Here is a 17,201-nt window from a genome sequence, read left to right as displayed (position 1 = left end):
GAAACTCACTCTACCTTTTACCCAGAAATCAAGCTCATCTAAGCGGAGAAGAGCCTAAAAACTAATCCGAATTTATTGAGGTTATAAAATAAAAAGGAGTCATAGGCTTCCTTGAAATGTTGCAACTGCTCTGAAGCAATTTGCGTTATTCATGACCGGAAGCTTAGGCACAAAGAAGCCTAAGTCTGACAAGCTGAAAGCTCTTGAAATCAAAGCAATAACAGACAAAATACACGATTTATTAACATTTCTATAAACTTTCGTTTTATATGCACGTAATTTGTGCTGTAATTATCCGCTAAGCTATTCGTCTAACTCATTCACATTGTGCATAGCAGTTTGTTACTAATGTGATGGTTACGGTTATGGAAGTCTTTTGGCTTAAATAAGGATATTAAATGCGCTCTCTATCAGTACAGTGGAAAATAACCCTCTTAGCAGGTTGTTGTTTAATCATTACGTCACTGTCTCTCATTGGTTTCTCGATCTACAACGCGACGAGCAATCAACAGGTCATAAAATCTCAAAGCTCAGAATCAGTGATTAACAAAACTCAACAGTTGTTGGCATCCGTTTCTCAGCTTAATGCTCAGGAAACTCAACGTTATGTCGATGAAGCTATTTATCGAGCAGAAATGTTGGCTTCTAGTGCTCAGTTTCTAAAGAACAACGCAGACGAAAACTTTACCCCAAGTGAAGAGCTTCGTACTGCGTTAGATGAAATGGTTCGTCGTTCCGTTTTGAACTTTGATTCTATTCAAGGGGCTTACCTAGTCTTCAAGCCCGATTTACTTGATGCTGAAGATGCGAATTATGTCGATGCGGATTATGTCGGCTCGAATGAAAGAGGGCGTTTTGCTCCTTATTGGAAGGTCGCAGATAATGGTGAGAATGTTCTTCCAAACGTGTTATCAGAATCAACATTGAGTGATAACAGCAATAGCGAACGCTTTTTCTGTCCTTTGTCATCTGGACAAACGTGTATTAGTACGCCAAGAGTTGTGAGTAGCGGTGGTCAAGAACTGCTTACGTCTTCGATTTCGGTGCCTATCATCGTTGATGATGTGGCGATTGGTTTTTTGGGCATCGACTTAAGGCTCGATGGTTTAACCAATGTTGTCACTCAATCGGATCAAAGCTTGTTTGAAGGTGCAGGCGCGGTTTACGTCGTTAGCTTAGACGGTTCCGTTATCGCTTCTGATGATCAAAGTATTGCGGTTGGTTCGAGTTTTCAAAGCAACAATACAAGTAGTGATCTAATGACGGACTTTATCTTTGGTGGCGAAGTCACGACTCAATGGAGTGAGAATGGTGAGTGGTTACTCGCATTTGCACCTGTTGTTGCCGCCAACCAAACTTGGGGTGTGCTGTTTGAGATTCCAAGAGAGAGTGTGGTTGCTGACGCGAATCAATTGGATGCCATTATTAGTACTAAGCTAAGTGAAGGTATTAAGACTGAAGTGATTGCGGGTATTAGCTTTATTCTTTTCGGTCTAGCTATCATTGCTTTTGCTTCACTGTCCATTGTTAAGCCTATTCGACAGGTGGTTGAGAGACTGAACGATATTGCTTCTGGTGAAGGTGATTTAACGCAACGCTTGGAAGTGAAATCTCAAGACGAAATTGGTCAGTTGTCACAAGGGTTTAACCTGTTCTTAGACAAGCTTCAACACACGATTAAAGAGGTGATTCAGACCACTGAGCAAGTGGCGAGCACGACAAGCCAAGCGAAGGCCTCGGCATCAAGTACTCGTGAAAGTAGTGAGTCTCAGTTTAAAGAAGTGGATCTTGTGGCGACCGCGGCAGAAGAGATGACTCAGACTTCGGGCTTAGTGGTACAAAATGCTGAAATAGCCGTTGATGCCGCTTGTGAAGCGAATCGTTCTGCTCAGCAAGGCCAACAGGTTATCGAACTTTCTGCCGGTGAAATGAGAAAGCTGGTGGATCGTATGTCGAGCGCCGTGCCTATTGTTGAAGAGTTGGCTAAAAATAACGGTAACATCACTGAGATCTTAAGTGTGATTGAAGGGATCTCTGAGCAAACCAACTTACTGGCATTGAATGCCGCGATTGAAGCGGCTCGTGCAGGTGAGCAAGGTCGAGGTTTTGCCGTCGTTGCTGATGAGGTAAGAAATCTCGCAAGCCGCACACAGTCATCGGTTGGTGAAATCAGAGCGGTGATCGACAAAGTCCACGCGGGCACTCAAGATGTCGTTGAAGCGATACAAGAAGGTAATATTCTCGCTAACGACACGGCATTACATGTTCAAAAAGCGGTCGAAGATCTGGGTTCGATCTTTACTTCTATAGAAGCGATCAGTGATATGAACAACCAGATCGTGAGAGCGGCAGAAGAGCAACAATCGGTTTCCGGTGAAGTGAACCAAAGTGTCGTTAATATCCGTGATTTGAGTGCGAAGATCTTGGATCAAGCCGCAGCTTCTGAACAAGTGGGTAGCGAAATTGATCAACTGTCCCAACAGCAGCAGAAATTGGTTAATCAGTTCAAGGTTTAGTCTAGTTGTTCACTGTATAGCTTTTAAGCTTAGTTAACAATTGAATAGAAAAAGGGACAAATGAAGATTTCATTTGTCCCTTTTATTTTTCTTGGGCTCTAACGCTTTAGGGCTTGGCGATATCCGCGAAACCGATGAACGAAGTTAGTCTTCGATAAACCAGTAACCTTTATTCACCAGTTCCGTCACGACGGTTACACCTGAAGGAGAAAGATTAGTTGTTGAGTTAATTACCGAATCATCACACAGTACGTTTAGTAGCGAAGAATCAGCCTGTTCAACTTTAACGACTTCCCCATTGATGTAAGCTGTGTTGCTTTCATTCTCATGGTAGAGCGCTTTTAAGCCCGATACTCGACAAATCTCGCCTTCTGACTCTAAGTGCTGAGCGATCTCTTCTTCTGTCCAGAATGGCTCAGGAGCGACGATATCAAGCTGGTGGCGTGATTGGCTTAGCAAACATCCCATGAATTCGCTGATGGTTTCAGGTTGCTCTAGTGCAGATTTCAACATGTCAGTTAGATTGCTTAAATCCGATGAACGAATCTTGCCGTAACCATCTTGCGTTTTGAATTCTGGATCGTGAAGATGAACGTCACCCATATCATGAGCAAGTACAAAATCGGCGAAGTTGCTGATTAGCTCTTGTTCTTTAGGGGAGCGATAGCCAATAGAGTAGCTCATTGACGGCTCTAACGTGTTGCCTTCATGCGGGAAACCCGGTGGGATATAAAGGATATCGCCCGGCTCTAAAGTTTCATCAATGATCGGTTCAAAACCTTCGATTTGACGAAGTGCAGAAGCTTGGACTGTCTCTTTGTATTGGCCAACATCTTTCGCGCCAACCTTCCACTGACGTTTACCTTGGCCTTGAATGATGAATACGTCATATTGATCAATATGGGGGCCTACGCCACCTTCTGGTGCTGAATAGCAGATCATTAGATCGTCGAATAACCAGTTTGGTAACGCTTGGAACGCTTCAGTCAGCTGATTGGCTCCTTGGTGCCAGTGGTTAGCTGCTTGAACGATCAATTGCCAATGTGTTTCAGTGAGTTCGCCAAATTTCTCTTCTGAGAATGGACCATGTTCTGCAGTCCATTGGTTGTTGAGGTTAGAGACAAAGCGAGAATCCACTTCTTCTTCCATCGATAAACCAGCAAGTTCTTCCGGCGAAATTGGGTCGATGAAATTTTGGAAGCCACCTTTCAAGATGGTTGGTTTTTTATGCCAGTAGTTTTCAAGAAACTCGGGCATAGAAAAGCTAAGTTGGTACATGTGAATCCTGTATGTTTTTATGTTAAATGCTAAATGCTAAATGCTAAATGCTAAATGCTAGATGCTAGATGCTAGTTTGGCTTGTAAATCTTGTTGGACAATCTTAATTGCTTCTAACGCAACCTTTGGGTCGATTTCGTTGCTTTCGAGCAGATAGATCAGGTCGACAGCTAACTTAACTTCTTCTGGGGCATTATCCAGTGGTGATGATGGGTTATCAGTGTTCATTTCGCTTGGGGTTCTCTAAGTTAATCAGTCTCTCAATATTTTTCATTGACTCTTCGCAGCGTTCTAATCGTTCTTTTGCTAATTGCCAAGCCTCATCCGCTTTTTTCTTACTGTGGCGAGGCGCAGATTCAAACGCTAACTTGCGTATTCGTACTAAATCGACCAATCGTTTTTGCCAATCTTGATGCTGAGCGAGTTCGTTATATAGGTCGTTAAGGTTTTTCCCTGACTTACTTTTCCGATCTAACCTTAAATCATGATTGGCTAGTTCTCTTTGGATTGCAGCTATCTGATTAGTGAGTTTTTCTGTCAGGTAAGTCGCGCGAGATGCAGTGAGCTGATTATTGGCCTGCTCTTGCAATATGGTGCGGTACGTTGTCTGAGCTTCGAGTGCGTAGGGCAGTAAAATAGAAGAGCTGCACTTAAACAAGGTTCTATCAAACAAGGCTTGATGATAAGCCCCTCGAGATTTATCAACCTGCGAGCAATGGCCAATTAAGGTATCAATGACGCTTTTTAATTTAGAGAAATGATTCATTTTACTTACCTTGGGCGACTGGGCTATAAGGTTACAAACCAAGCTTCGTAAGCCAGCTTAATCGCAAGTACGCTTACAACAGTAACAAAAACAGGTCGTATAAATGTAGCACCGAAACGAATAGCAGAATGTGCCCCAACAAATGCACCAGCCATCAAACAAAGCCCCATGGTTAAACCAAGAACCCAATCAATATGACCGAGAATCGCGAAGGTCACCAAAGACGTAAAGTTACTGGTAAAGTTCATGGCTTTAGATAGACCAGAAGCAAGTAAGATATTGAGACGATAAAGCGCCATCGAGCTCACAGTCCAAAAAGCACCGGTTCCTGGACCAGCAACACCATCATAAAAGCCGAGAATGAATCCTTGGTACTTTTGCTTTCTCTTAAGTACTGGGCACGGTTTAGGAGACACATTATGGCTCACATCTGGAGTTTTGTGAAAAATGGTATAGACCGCTGCTGCAAGAATGACTAGCGGTAATACCTTCTCTAACCACTCTGTGCTTATGGCATCAACAGTCAGGGTGCCGATTGTTGCACCTATTAAAGTAGATATGAAAGCATTGACCCAACATTCAGGTTTGAACAGCTTCTTGCGATAGTAAGTAAAAGCGGCTGTTGATGAGGCGAATGTTGCGGCCAGCTTATTAGTGCCGAGTGCAATGTGTGGCGGTAAACCAAGCGATAGCAAAGCTGGTACAGTTAACATCCCTCCGCCACCGGCGACAGCATCAATAAAGCCTGCAGCAAATGCAACCAAGGCAAGTATGACCAACATGGTTGGCTCAATCATTTCCATAAATAGCTAGTGTTCTCGTTATCGGCCGTTCGGGCAGCCACATGAAGAATCGAGGGATTAGTCATGCTGGGTTGTGAATGCAAGGGCCTAGCGATGGCAGGCCCATAACTACCACGAGGGTAGGAAAATTAGTATTTTATTGTTCTTTTAAAAGGCGGTAGCGAATCGAGTAGGGACTTTCCGTATCGCTTCGTGACTATGCGTCTATCAAGGATCGTGACTTTACCAGAATCTCGTTCTTTACGCAGCAATCTACCCACAGATTGAATAAGCTTTTTACTCGCTTCTGGAACAGTAATCTGCATAAAAGGATTACCGCCACGAGATTCAATATATTCTGAATGTGCCCGCTCTACAGGAGAGGTAGGAACACCAAAAGGGATCTTGGTAATAACAAGGTTTTCAAGCAGCTCGCCAGGCAGATCAAGACCTTCAGAAAAGCTACCCGTTCCAAAAAGAACGCTGGTTTTACCTTGGTCTATGAGCTTTTTATGTTTTTTTAGGATTTCAGTTCGTGAGGTATCCCCTTGAACCTGTAACGCCCACGACTTTTTAACGAAATCTGTTGCCAAAGCCTCGGCCACTTGGTTCATTTGCCAATAAGAAGAGAATAGAATGAGATTGGCTTTGTTGTCTTCTATTACCTTAGGCAAAATTTCAATAAGATATTCGGTAAACTGAGGTGCTTGTGGTTCGTACTTCATTGCAGGTACCACTAATTCAGCTTGGTTCTGATAATCAAACGGCGATGCCAAAGCAAGAAATTGTACGCCATCTTCTGCTTTTTGGCTGATACCTGATTGATGACAAAAAAAGCTGAAAGAGTTGAGTGCTCTCATGGTCGCAGATACTAACACTGCACCAACGCAACGACTCCAAATCTGTTGGTCCAGTTGCCAACCGACTTCTAATGGTGAGACATTAACTACAAAGTCCCCCTCGCTTTCTTTGCTTAATTCAAGCCAACGAGCCAAAGGCGCCCCTTTTTCTCTCTTAGGTTCAGCCATTAATCGCCAAACTTGAGCAAGGTTTTCTGTTCTTTGTATATAAAAGCCAATTTCTGCAAGCGCAGGCTCTGCAAGCTTTGCTGAAAGCTCTCCGTCTTTAACTCGTTCTGCAATCAAGTCGGCAATTTTTGCTACGGCTTGGCTCGCCTTTTGCGTTAATTGCTTGAGATCTTTCGATTCACTTTCTAACCATTCAGGTAAGTCGCCATGCTCGAAGCGATACAAGCCATCTTCAAAGTGGTTAGCGTCAAACTGTTTGCTCATTTGAGTCAGAGTCGGGATCAGTTGTTGTACTGAGTCTTGCAACTCATTTCTAAATCGATGGACACGCTTTTCGTCTGCTAGCCCCGAAAGCTTAGTGATCGATTGATTCAAACGCTCTAACCAAGAGGCAGCACCTTTTAAGCTTGCGGCAGCAGAGGAGTGATCTCTCGCTACGTGTGGCAAGTGGTGAGCTTCATCAAATATATAGATGCTATTTTCTGGTTCTGGCAGTATCACACCGCCGCCTAGGTCCGCATCAGCCATCACTAAACTGTGATTGGCGATAATCACGTCTGCTTTATCTAGCTCTGAACGTGCTTTTTGGAAAGGGCAGTCTCTGTGCGTAGGCATACTGTTGTTACAGCTGTGCTTATCACTGACAATCATCTGCCAAATCATGTTGTCGATAGGTTTTGGCCACGAATCACGGTCGCCATCCCATTTACCTTGGGTGAGGCTGCGGTACATGGTTTGCAGTTGCTCGATGTCTTTCTTTTTTGGTTTGGACTCGAACATGGCCATTTGACCACCATCAACCCCACACGCAGCGGCCAACTTCTCTGTACAACAATAACGCTGTCTTCCTTTCGCTAAGATGAAAGAAAACTCTCTATCAGTAAGTCGTCTATATAGAGGGAGATCTTTATTGACGAGCTGTTCTTGTAGCGCAACGGTCGCTGTTGAAATGACGATTTTACGATTGTTGAGCACGGCGACAGGAATAGTTGCCATTAAATAAGCCAGTGACTTCCCGATCCCGGTACCTGCTTCAGCAACAATCATACGATTACTTTTGTGGTATTGACCACAAAGTGTCTTTGCTATTTCTGCAACAAGGTAATTTTGAGCACGTCGAGGTACAAAGTTATCCAACTGATCTTGGAGGTTTTGATAACTGGTGCGTATAGAATTTTGAATTTTAGTAGTTAGCATACTGTGACCTACGTAACGGAGCGAGGATAGTAGCACATATCACTAGTCGGTACATTTACCGCAAAATAGCTTGCTTTTGAATCAAAGGTAGATCTCGTTCACAAAAAAAAACTGAACCTTCAGGAACTTAACGATTTTATTTATGTTACGAAATATATATATCAAAAAACCGCACAATCCAGTTATTAAGTTCTGTAAATTGCACTTTAAATTCGTTATTGCGGAGCATTGCACTGTTTTGTTCTTTGTTTGGGCTATTATATTTCCCTTGAAAATTAAGGGTAAGTTGCTCGTAAAATGATAGAAAAAAATGTAAACCTCTGATTTTTATGTATTTTTGTTTTTTTTAGGTTTGTTTTTAGTTTATTTGACACGCAGGATAATCTTTTGCAATCTAGACCACGAAATTTAGTGGCGGTGATTAACTACCAAAGAGTAGTAATGACCAGTCATAAAAAATAAAAGGGAACCGGGCAAGGATCTCCCATTTTTAGAAAAGGCAGTGGATTTATTATGAAAAAGACTCTATTAGCTCTAGCAGTTATGACAGCAGCTGGTTCTGCAAACGCAGCAATCGAAATTTACAACCAAGACGGCGTTTCTGTTAACCTTAAAGGTGACATCGAAGTTGTATACAGCAACGAGTACAAAAAAGGTTCTTCAATGGAACAAAAAATCGAAGATGCTGACTTCGGTTTTGATATTAAGTACATGGTAAACGACGAGTGGAAAGTTGGCGCTTACTGGGAATTTAACGGTTCTGATAACGCAAATGCTGAAAAAACTCGTAACGGTGATACATACGTTGCAGCTTACCACAACACTCTAGGTTCAATTAAGTTTGGTCGCCTATGTACTGCTGTTGATGATCTAGGTATCGGTAAAGATGAAGCTTACGGCATCTCTAAACTTCTAGACAACGAAACTAAAGAATGTGCTGACGAAGCTGTTCGTTACGACTTCGATAATGGCGCTCTATACGCTACACTTGGTTTTGTTCAAGATAAAATTGACGGTTCAAAGAATGCTGAAACTAAAGGTTCAGACGTTGAGTACTTTGATGCGCGTATGGGTTACCGTTTTACTGATTTCGACGTTTCTGCTTTCGTTGCTAACCTTAAGCAAGATGACAGCACAAAATATGACCACCAAGGTTACGGTGCTGAGCTAGTATTCTCTGGTATCGAAAACGTTTACCTATCTACAGCATACTACGGTGTAAGTTCTGACAAAGCGAATGACGACAACTCAACAATCGCATTTGCTGCTGGTTACACTATGGGCCTTTGGGGCTTCAACACTGGTTACTCAATCGGTGACCACGACGATAAAGTTAAAGAAGAAGATCGTTGGTTCGTAAACTCTACTTACGCAATCGCACCAAACACTAAAGTGTACGCGGAAGTTGGTGGTATCGATTACGATTCAAAACGTCTTAATGACAAAGGTGAAAAGTACTACAAAACAGATACTGGTCTAGCAATTGGTGTTGAAGCATCATTCTAATGACCTCGTAATCGAGTTTTAGAAAAAAAGCCACCTTAGGGTGGCTTTTTTGTTAGGATAAAGAGTAGTTTATTAGATTTTAAAGAGAGACATGATGAAGAAAGTATTGTTAGCTTTGGGCTTACTTACAAGCGTTATTGGCAGTGTAAGTGCGGCAACCCTAACGCCTCAGAAAGGCGTATCAATTCTGTACATTAATGGTCAAGCTGCTCAAAATAAAATCAGTGAAAACCAAATTAATGAGGGTTTTAACCAGGTTTTAGTTAGCTTTGATAAAAAGTTTGGTAACAGCGGTGTTTATTCTTCGGCACCTTATGTATTGAATTTTGATGTTACTGGTGAAGAGGTTGAAATTAAGTCTCCAAAAGTACGTAGCTATATGGAAGCTGAGAAGATCTTTGAAGCTGTGAATCCATCATGGGTAGTTTTGCAGGATGATGTCGCCATTAAATATCAACAGGATGTCATTGAACGTAAGCCCGGTTTTGCACCGTTTGGCGGTCTAGAGTCTCGACTAGCTGAGCATAATGCAAGTAAGGCAGTCTATTTTAAAGATGGCGTGTTACTTGATAAACCAGCGGAAGCTGTGGTATTGGCTTCTGTGGTAGACAATACGACAGCACAGACAAGCGGCAAAGCTCAGAAACCAGTGAAACTGGCTGAGACTCAGAATGTTGAGCAATTGCAGGCTTGGTATATCAAAGCTTCTAAGCAAGAACGCAAAGAATTCCGTAAATGGATGATTGACCAAGAGTAATCAATCTTCATCTACAAAAAAGCGAGACTAATAAGAGTCTCGCTTTTGCTATATTGGTACTTTTTCTGTATCGATACTTTTTCTGTATCAGTAAGAGCTAAATCTCTTTCCATTCACCTGGCTGAAGCTGACCCACGTTCATATTGCCCATTGAGTAGCGGATTAGACGCAGGGTAGGGAAGCCTATGTTTGCCGTCATTCGTCTTACCTGACGGTTACGTCCTTCGATGATGGTAATCGCTAACCATGTTGTTGGTATCGCCGCTCTGAAGCGCACAGGAGGAGTTCTTTCCCAAACCTGAGGTTCTTGCATCACTTCTACTTCTGCAGGTAATGTCATACCATCTTTTAGCTCAACACCTTTTCTCAATTTATCTAAATCTTTCTCAGAAGGCGCACCTTCAACCTGTACCCAGTAAGTCTTGGTCGATTTTGAGTTCGGCTGAGTCAACTTAGCTTGAAAGATGCCATCATTGGTCAAGACCATTAACCCTTCGCTATCACGATCAAGTCGACCTGCAGCATAAACATCTTTTACGGGAATAAAATCCGCTAGCGTTTTTCTACCTTCGCCATCAGTGAACTGGCTGAGAGTATCAAAAGGTTTGTTGAATAGAATCACTTTGCGATCTTCGGGTGCTACCTTAGGCTTTGCGTTGGTAGTTTTGCCTTTATATCGGTGTTTGCTGGAGTGCGGTTTTTTGTGTGAACTGCCAGTGTCATTTTTGCCACTGTGTTGATTCTGTCTATTACCGCTTTGTTTTAATGTGGTACCAGAACGAGCCGGTTTGTCTGAACGAGATGCGCTGCGTGAGCGAGTAGACATGTTAACTACCTTGCAAAAATGTAAACGAAGTGTGCTGAAAAGTTTTCATAGAAACGGAATTGAGCTATCATTTGCGCGCCTAAAAGACACAAAATAGAACAAGTTGATGGACTCTTAAGCCTGATTTGTTTAATTATACCTTCGTGTTTTATTATAACTGGCTCTTTTATTAAAACAATGCACTCACGGATTTGGCTCATGCTGTCATCAAGATTGCATGAAAAATAAGATAGAGTACGACTATCGAGTAAGCAGTTTTCACTCTCAGAGTGGCTTACTGGTCAATTTATAACACTCTCACTGCTTTAAGTGAGCTTGTAAGAACTATAGGGAAATTTCATGCCTACTGAAAAACCAACGATCATCTATACCATTACTGACGAAGCTCCGGCGCTAGCAACTTACTCTCTGCTGCCTATCATTCAATCTTTTACGGCTTCTTCTGGTATTAACGTTGATACTCGCGACATTTCACTTGCAGGGCGCATTATTGCCAACTTCCCTGACTACCTGAACGAAGAGCAACGTATTGGTGATGCATTAGCAGAACTTGGTGAATTGGCTAAGACACCAGAAGCGAACATCATCAAGCTTCCAAACATCTCTGCATCTGTTCCTCAACTTCAAGCAACAATCAAAGAGCTTCAGTCAAAAGGTTACGCACTTCCTAATTACCCAGAAGAAGCAAACACTGACGAAGAGAAAGCCGTTAAAGCGACTTACGATAAAATCAAAGGCAGTGCTGTAAACCCTGTGTTACGTGAAGGTAACTCGGATCGCCGCGCTCCACTTTCTGTTAAAAACTACGCGAAGAAGAACCCACACTCAATGGGTGCTTGGTCTGCGGATTCTAAGTCGCACGTTTCAAGTATGGACGACAAAGACTTCTTCGGCAGCGAAAAGTCAGTAACAATTGAAGGTGCTACAGAAGTTAGCATTGAATTCGTTGGTAAAGATGGTGCGAAGAAAACTCTGAAGCCCGCTTTTGCATTGCAAGATAAAGAGATCATTGATGCGTCAGTGATGAACAAAGCTGCTTTGGTTGCGTTCTTCGAGAAAGAGATTGCATCAGCTAAAGAGCAAGGTGTACTGCTTTCTCTTCACATGAAAGCGACGATGATGAAAGTATCTGACCCAGTGATCTTTGGTCATGCGGTTAAGGTTTACTACAAAGACGTATTCGCTAAACACGGTGAGCTATTCGAAGAGCTTGGTGTTGATGTAAACAACGGCATCGGCGATGTATACGCAAAAATTGCTGCGCTTCCTCAAGAGCAGAAAGAAGCGATTGAAGCTGACCTACAAGCGGTATACGAGACTCAACCGCCACTAGCGATGGTTGATTCGGATCGCGGCATTACTAACCTACACGTTCCAAGCGACATCATTGTTGATGCATCTATGCCTGCAATGCTGCGTTCTTCAGGTCAAATGTGGGATCCAGAAGGTAAGCAGAAAGACACGAAAGCTATGATCCCTGATCGCAGCTACGCAAGCATCTACCAAGCAGTTATTGATTTCTGCAAAGAGAACGGCGCTTTCGATCCAACAACAATGGGTAGTGTACCAAACGTTGGCTTGATGGCTCAAAAAGCGGAAGAGTACGGTTCTCACGATAAGACTTTTATCCTTGAAGCTGCTGGTCAGGTTCAAGTTGTTGACGCTTCAGGCGCTGTGCTTCTAGAGCAAGACGTAGAGGAAGGCGATATCTTCCGTATGTGTCAGGTTAAAGATGCACCAATTCAAGACTGGGTTAAGCTAGCGGTAACTCGAGCTCGTGCTTCGGGTGTTCCTGCAGTATTCTGGCTAGACGCGTCTCGTGCGCATGATGCTCAGCTTATTAAGAAAGTTGACGCTTACCTTCCTGAATATGATACCGATGGTCTTGAAATTAAGATCCTTGCTCCTTTAGAAGCAACTCAGTACTCACTGGTTCGTATCAAAGAAGGCCTAGATACTATTTCGGTTACAGGTAACGTATTACGTGATTACCTAACGGATTTGTTCCCGATTCTAGAGCTTGGTACGTCAGCTAAAATGCTATCGATTGTTCCACTTATGAACGGTGGCGGCCTGTTTGAAACAGGTGCTGGCGGTTCTGCGCCTAAGCACGTTCAACAAGTAGAGAAAGAAAACCACCTGCGTTGGGACTCTCTTGGTGAGTTCTTGGCACTAGCGGCATCTCTAGAGCACCTAAGCGTAGTAACGGGGAATGCTAAGGCACAAGTTCTCGCTGACGCGCTTGATAAAGCGACCGGCGAATTCCTAGACAAAAACAAATCTCCTTCACGTCGAGTCGGTGAGCTTGATAACCGTGGTAGCCACTACTACCTAGCAACATACTGGGCTAAAGCACTTGCTGAGCAAACGGTTGATGCCGACCTAGCTGCTGAGTTTGCAGGTGTTGCAACTCAATTGGCTGAAAGCGAAGAAGCGATTGTTGCTGAGCTAAACAACGCTCAAGGTCCAGCTGGCGACTTAGGTGGTTATTACCTACTTGACGATGCATTGGTTTCATCACTAATGCGCCCAAGCTCAACGCTAAACGCATTTATTGACGCATAGTGATTGGACTCATCGTTAGTAAGTCATGAACATGATTTACTAACGAGTTGCTTAGTCTGGAAGTTGAGTCACAGATAAAGTCAAAACGAAAGACGCTTTAACGATAACGTTAAAGCGTCTTTTTTATTCATAATGCTTCATAGACATAGACATAGACATAGACATAGACATAGACATAGACATAGACATAGACATAGACATAGGCCTAGCTAAAGGGATCTCTCGGACAAATTGTACTGTGAATAGCTTTTAGCTCTCAGATCGAAAAACCGCCCATTTAAGCCTGTATTACAGGTATCAAATGAGCGGTTTCAATGTTCTACTTACCTGACAGTCGTTTATTAAGACTGATAGAGGTCTACATGTTTGGCAATCGCCTATTTTACGGCGCTGCCTTCTACAGGAACAACGGAGCTAGCATGGGAGCCTTTAGGTCCACTTTCTACTTCATAATCGACCTGTTGACCTGCCTTTAAGGTTCGATAACCTTCCATTTGTATTGTGGAGTAGTGCGCGAAAATATCGCCGTCTTCACCTTCTGGACAAATAAAACCAAACCCTTTGGCATTGTTAAACCATTTTACTGTACCTGTAGCCATGCTATACATCCCTCATGCATTTTGTTACTAACGTTGTTATATCAAATCAATGTAAGTTCGATTGATATTATTCCTATCAACTAAACAATTTCAGCTGATAGCTTGAATCTCGTACATTGCTTACGGAAATTAACGCTACCCTGCGTAATTATTCCTTATTATAAATTTTTAACGCTTATTACTAGGTTTAGAATCGTGTTACAAAGTTGTATCAGAAAAACCTTTTAGCTCCAATGTAGCTAATGATTGAGTACAGTCAATAGCAAATTGGTATAAAAATGATCAATTTTAATAACAAATCACATTCGAGATTGGCTGAATACTATTAACTAAATAGTAACTTAACGACGATCTTATCGTCACCATCAATAGTTGTGGTGTCTTTTTAATCAATCACATATGTTAATCCTGTTAATCGAGATCTTTTATTTGCAGCGATGGAAATGGTGGATTAGGCTCAGTGTAGAGGAATATTTTTTGGTACTGTTTCTTGGTGCAGTTTCTTAGTACACCGTAATGCGTGAATGTGGTAAATTTGAGTTAACTAAACATTCACGACTTCCGAAAAATAACCCTTAGCAAAGCTAATATGAGCAGAAACTTTGAATGGGCATCTCCAGGCTCAGATTTACTGGAGAAAGAGAGAACGAAAGTAAAGCCACCGGCAATGTATAACGTTGTATTACATAACGATGACTACACGCCCATGGACTTTGTAATCGAGATCCTAGAGCGATTTTTCTCACTAGATATCGAAAAAGCAACGGAAGTGATGCTCAAGGTTCATTATGAAGGTAAAGCTATTTGCGGCACATACAGTGCTGAAATAGCGGAAACAAAGGTAGCGCAGGTAACGATGTACTCAAAGGAAAATGAGCATCCGCTACTATGTACAATGGAGCAAGTGTAAATTGCTCGAACAACACTGTTGTTCCCTTAGGAGGTACTTATGCTAAATAAAGAATTAGAGACGAGTTTAAATGGCGCATTTTCTCGTGCGCGAGACAAGCGACATGAATTCATGACTGTCGAACACCTCCTACTAGCATTATTAGAAAATGATGCGGCCAAGGAAGCGCTCCAAGCTTGTCAGGCTGATCTCGATGCTCTTCGCAATGAGCTCGATATTTTTATCGACCAAACGACCCCACTCATCCCTGAAAGCGACGAGACTCGTGAAACCCAGCCCACGCTGAGCTTTCAACGAGTACTTCAGCGCGCTGTTTTTCACGTTCAATCTTCAGGTCGCAGCGAAGTAACAGGTGCAAATGTACTTGTGGCTATTTTTAGTGAGCAAGAATCTCACGCGGCATATCTTCTTAAGAAAAACGACATCAGCCGCTTAGACATAGTGAATTTTATTTCACACGGTATTACCAAAGGCAGCAATGAAGGCGATAGCGGTTCATCTCCTGATTCATTTGGTGGTGCAGAGAATGCCGAAGAAGCTAACTCAGAAGATCGTCTAGAAAATTTTGCGACCAACCTTAACGAAGTAGCGAAGCAAGGTAACATTGACCCACTCATCGGTCGTGACAAAGAGCTAGAACGTACCGTTCAAGTTCTGTGTCGTCGTCGTAAGAACAACCCTCTATTAGTGGGAGAGGCGGGTGTGGGTAAAACTGCTATCGCTGAAGGTCTTGCATGGCGCATCGTTGAAGGCCAAGTCCCTGAAATCATTCAGAGCAGCGTGATTTACTCTTTGGATATTGGTTCATTGCTTGCGGGAACGAAATATCGTGGTGACTTTGAGAAGCGCTTTAAAGCGATTCTGAAGCAACTCGAGAAAGAAGAAGACGCTATCCTGTTCATCGATGAGATCCATACCATTATTGGTGCGGGTGCAGCATCGGGTGGTCAGGTGGATGCGGCAAACCTAATTAAACCGCTATTAAGCAGCGGTAAATTACGCTGTATTGGCTCAACCACTTACCAAGAGTACAGCAGTATTTTTGAGAAAGAGCGTGCTTTATCTCGTCGCTTCCAGAAAATCGATATTGTTGAACCATCGCTAGATGATACAACCAAAATTCTGATTGGCTTGAAGCCAAAATACGAAGCTCACCACGAAGTACGTTACACCAACAAAGCGTTACGTGCCGCTGTGGAGTTGTCTGCTAAGTATATTAATGAACGTCACCTTCCAGATAAGGCGATTGACGTTATTGATGAAGCGGGTGCTCGTAGTCGTTTGGCGCCTGCAAGTCGTCGTAAGAAAACGGTAAGCGTGGCTGATATTGAGTCAATGGTTGCGAAAATGGCGCGTATTCCTGAGAAGTCAGTATCGTCTTCAGACAAAGATACGCTGCAGAAACTGGATGACCGCATGAAAATGTTGGTATTCGGACAAGACCCAGCGATCGATGTATTGAGCGAAGCGATCAAGCTAACTCGTGCAGGGTTGGGAGCAGACAATAAACCTGTTGGTTCATTCTTGTTTGCTGGCCCTACTGGTGTCGGTAAAACAGAGGTGACTGTTCAACTGTCTAAATTGATGGGTATTGAGCTTCTGCGCTTTGATATGTCTGAGTACGGTGAGCGTCACTCGGTAAGCCGCTTGATCGGTGCGCCTCCTGGTTATGTTGGTTATGATCAAGGTGGTCTGCTAACCGATGCTGTTATCAAGAACCCACACTCTGTTGTGCTACTTGATGAGATCGAGAAGGCACACCCAGATATCTTTAACTTGTTATTACAGGTGATGGACAACGGTACGCTAACCGACAACAACGGTCGCAAAGCAGATTTCCGCAATGTGATCCTAGTGATGACGACCAACGCTGGTGTTGCAGAAACCGAGAAGAAATCGATCGGTTTGATCCAACAAGATCATGCGCCAGACGCAATGAGTGAAATCAAGAAGGTATTTACTCCTGAGTTCCGTAACCGTCTTGATAATATCATCTGGTTCAACAGCCTTGATCCAAGTGTGATCAGTCAAGTTGTTGATAAGTTCATTGTTGAGCTTCAGGTCCAACTGGACGCTCGTGGTGTATCTTTAGAGGTTTCTGAGGATGCTCGTCATTGGTTAGCCGAAAGAGGCTATGACAAGACCATGGGCGCTCGTCCGATGGGACGTGTGATTCAAGAGAAGCTTAAAAAGCCTCTTGCTAATGAGTTGCTGTTCGGAAGTTTGGTTGACGGCGGTACGGTTAAAGTATCTCTGAAAAAAGACGAACTGGATTTCATCTATGTTGGTGCGAAAGAAGAGGTTATGCATTAGGCATACTCCTTAAACACTAACGGCTTATAAAGAGCACTGAGTACAGTTAATCACGATATTAAACGCATGACTTCGGTTGTGCGTTTTTTTATGCTTGCTAGATGCTAGATGCTAGATGCTAGATGCTAGATGCTAGATGCTAGATGCTAGATGCTAGA

The 17,201-nt window shown here is 43.0% G+C and carries 13 protein-coding genes; 6 read left to right on the top strand and 7 right to left on the bottom strand.

The annotated features are described in order from the left end of the window. Positions 1-398: 398 nt before the first annotated feature. A complete protein-coding gene (locus AB6D80_RS19775) occupies positions 399-2,516 on the top strand; it encodes a methyl-accepting chemotaxis protein (RefSeq protein ID WP_017097702.1) in 2,118 nt (705 codons plus the stop codon). Positions 2,517-2,660: 144 nt separating this feature from the next. Here the strand turns inward: AB6D80_RS19775 and AB6D80_RS19770 are convergent, their stop codons facing one another. The 5 genes from AB6D80_RS19770 to dinG all read right to left on the bottom strand — a co-directional run bounded on the left by AB6D80_RS19770 (position 2,661) and on the right by dinG (position 7,567). Next, positions 2,661-3,794: a JmjC domain-containing protein gene (locus tag AB6D80_RS19770; protein ID WP_372189358.1), complete on the bottom strand. Its 1,134-nt coding sequence runs from the start codon at positions 3,792-3,794 to the stop codon at positions 2,661-2,663. A 57-nt stretch (positions 3,795-3,851) separates the two neighbouring features. Further along, a complete protein-coding gene (rsmS, locus tag AB6D80_RS19765) occupies positions 3,852-4,022 on the bottom strand; it encodes a pleiotropic regulatory protein RsmS (RefSeq protein WP_009846328.1) in 171 nt (56 codons plus the stop codon). Next, positions 4,012-4,560: a primosomal replication protein gene (locus tag AB6D80_RS19760; protein ID WP_029225375.1), complete on the bottom strand. Its 549-nt coding sequence runs from the start codon at positions 4,558-4,560 to the stop codon at positions 4,012-4,014. The genes rsmS and AB6D80_RS19760 overlap by 11 nt, the downstream gene beginning before the upstream one ends. Positions 4,561-4,583: 23 nt before the next feature. Continuing rightward, complete coding sequence (locus AB6D80_RS19755; protein WP_009846330.1) at positions 4,584-5,363, bottom strand: TSUP family transporter; 780 nt, start codon at positions 5,361-5,363, stop codon at positions 4,584-4,586. 128 nt (positions 5,364-5,491) lie between these two features. Beyond that, positions 5,492-7,567 (bottom strand): ATP-dependent DNA helicase DinG, encoded by a 2,076-nt coding sequence (gene dinG / locus AB6D80_RS19750; protein ID WP_122053536.1) that lies wholly within the window; start codon positions 7,565-7,567, stop codon positions 5,492-5,494. Positions 7,568-8,080: 513 nt separating this feature from the next. Between dinG and AB6D80_RS19745 the strand changes: the two genes are divergently transcribed. Continuing rightward, positions 8,081-9,073 carry a porin gene (locus AB6D80_RS19745; protein ID WP_372031943.1) on the top strand — a complete coding sequence of 331 codons (993 nt, stop codon included), beginning with the start codon at positions 8,081-8,083 and terminating at the stop codon, positions 9,071-9,073. Positions 9,074-9,164: 91 nt separating this feature from the next. Beyond that, a complete protein-coding gene (locus AB6D80_RS19740) occupies positions 9,165-9,830 on the top strand; it encodes a DUF2057 family protein (protein WP_372031940.1) in 666 nt (221 codons plus the stop codon). A gap of 97 nt (positions 9,831-9,927) precedes the next feature. On the opposite strand, the gene AB6D80_RS19735 is transcribed toward AB6D80_RS19740, so the two are convergent. Next, the gene (locus AB6D80_RS19735; protein WP_372031937.1) at positions 9,928-10,656 is read right to left on the bottom strand and encodes a pseudouridine synthase; all 729 of its coding nucleotides are present in this window, start codon (positions 10,654-10,656) and stop codon (positions 9,928-9,930) included. A gap of 339 nt (positions 10,657-10,995) precedes the next feature. Here AB6D80_RS19735 and AB6D80_RS19730 point away from each other — a divergent pair, with 339 nt between their 5' ends. Continuing rightward, entirely contained in the window at positions 10,996-13,221 is a 2,226-nt protein-coding gene (locus AB6D80_RS19730) for an NADP-dependent isocitrate dehydrogenase (protein WP_372189355.1), read from the top strand. A gap of 377 nt (positions 13,222-13,598) precedes the next feature. On the opposite strand, the gene cspD is transcribed toward AB6D80_RS19730, so the two are convergent. Further along, positions 13,599-13,820, bottom strand: coding sequence for a cold shock domain-containing protein CspD (cspD, locus tag AB6D80_RS19725; RefSeq protein WP_009846336.1), 222 nt, complete (start codon positions 13,818-13,820; stop codon positions 13,599-13,601). Between the two features lie 589 nt (positions 13,821-14,409). Between cspD and clpS the strand changes: the two genes are divergently transcribed. Together clpS and clpA are read left to right on the top strand one after the other, a co-directional pair. Further along, positions 14,410-14,730 (top strand): ATP-dependent Clp protease adapter ClpS, encoded by a 321-nt coding sequence (gene clpS, locus AB6D80_RS19720; RefSeq protein ID WP_009846337.1) that lies wholly within the window; start codon positions 14,410-14,412, stop codon positions 14,728-14,730. Between the two features lie 39 nt (positions 14,731-14,769). Further along, positions 14,770-17,043, top strand: coding sequence for an ATP-dependent Clp protease ATP-binding subunit ClpA (gene clpA / locus AB6D80_RS19715; RefSeq protein ID WP_012603605.1), 2,274 nt, complete (start codon positions 14,770-14,772; stop codon positions 17,041-17,043). Positions 17,044-17,201 lie beyond the last annotated feature (158 nt).

Origin of the sequence: Vibrio sp. 10N.247.310.17 (genome assembly GCF_041466605.1) — a bacterium.
In the GTDB taxonomy this organism is placed as follows: domain Bacteria; phylum Pseudomonadota; class Gammaproteobacteria; order Enterobacterales; family Vibrionaceae; genus Vibrio; species Vibrio tasmaniensis_A.
The sequence above is the reverse complement of the archived record's forward strand: the minus strand, read 5'-3'. Positions and strand labels throughout refer to the sequence as shown.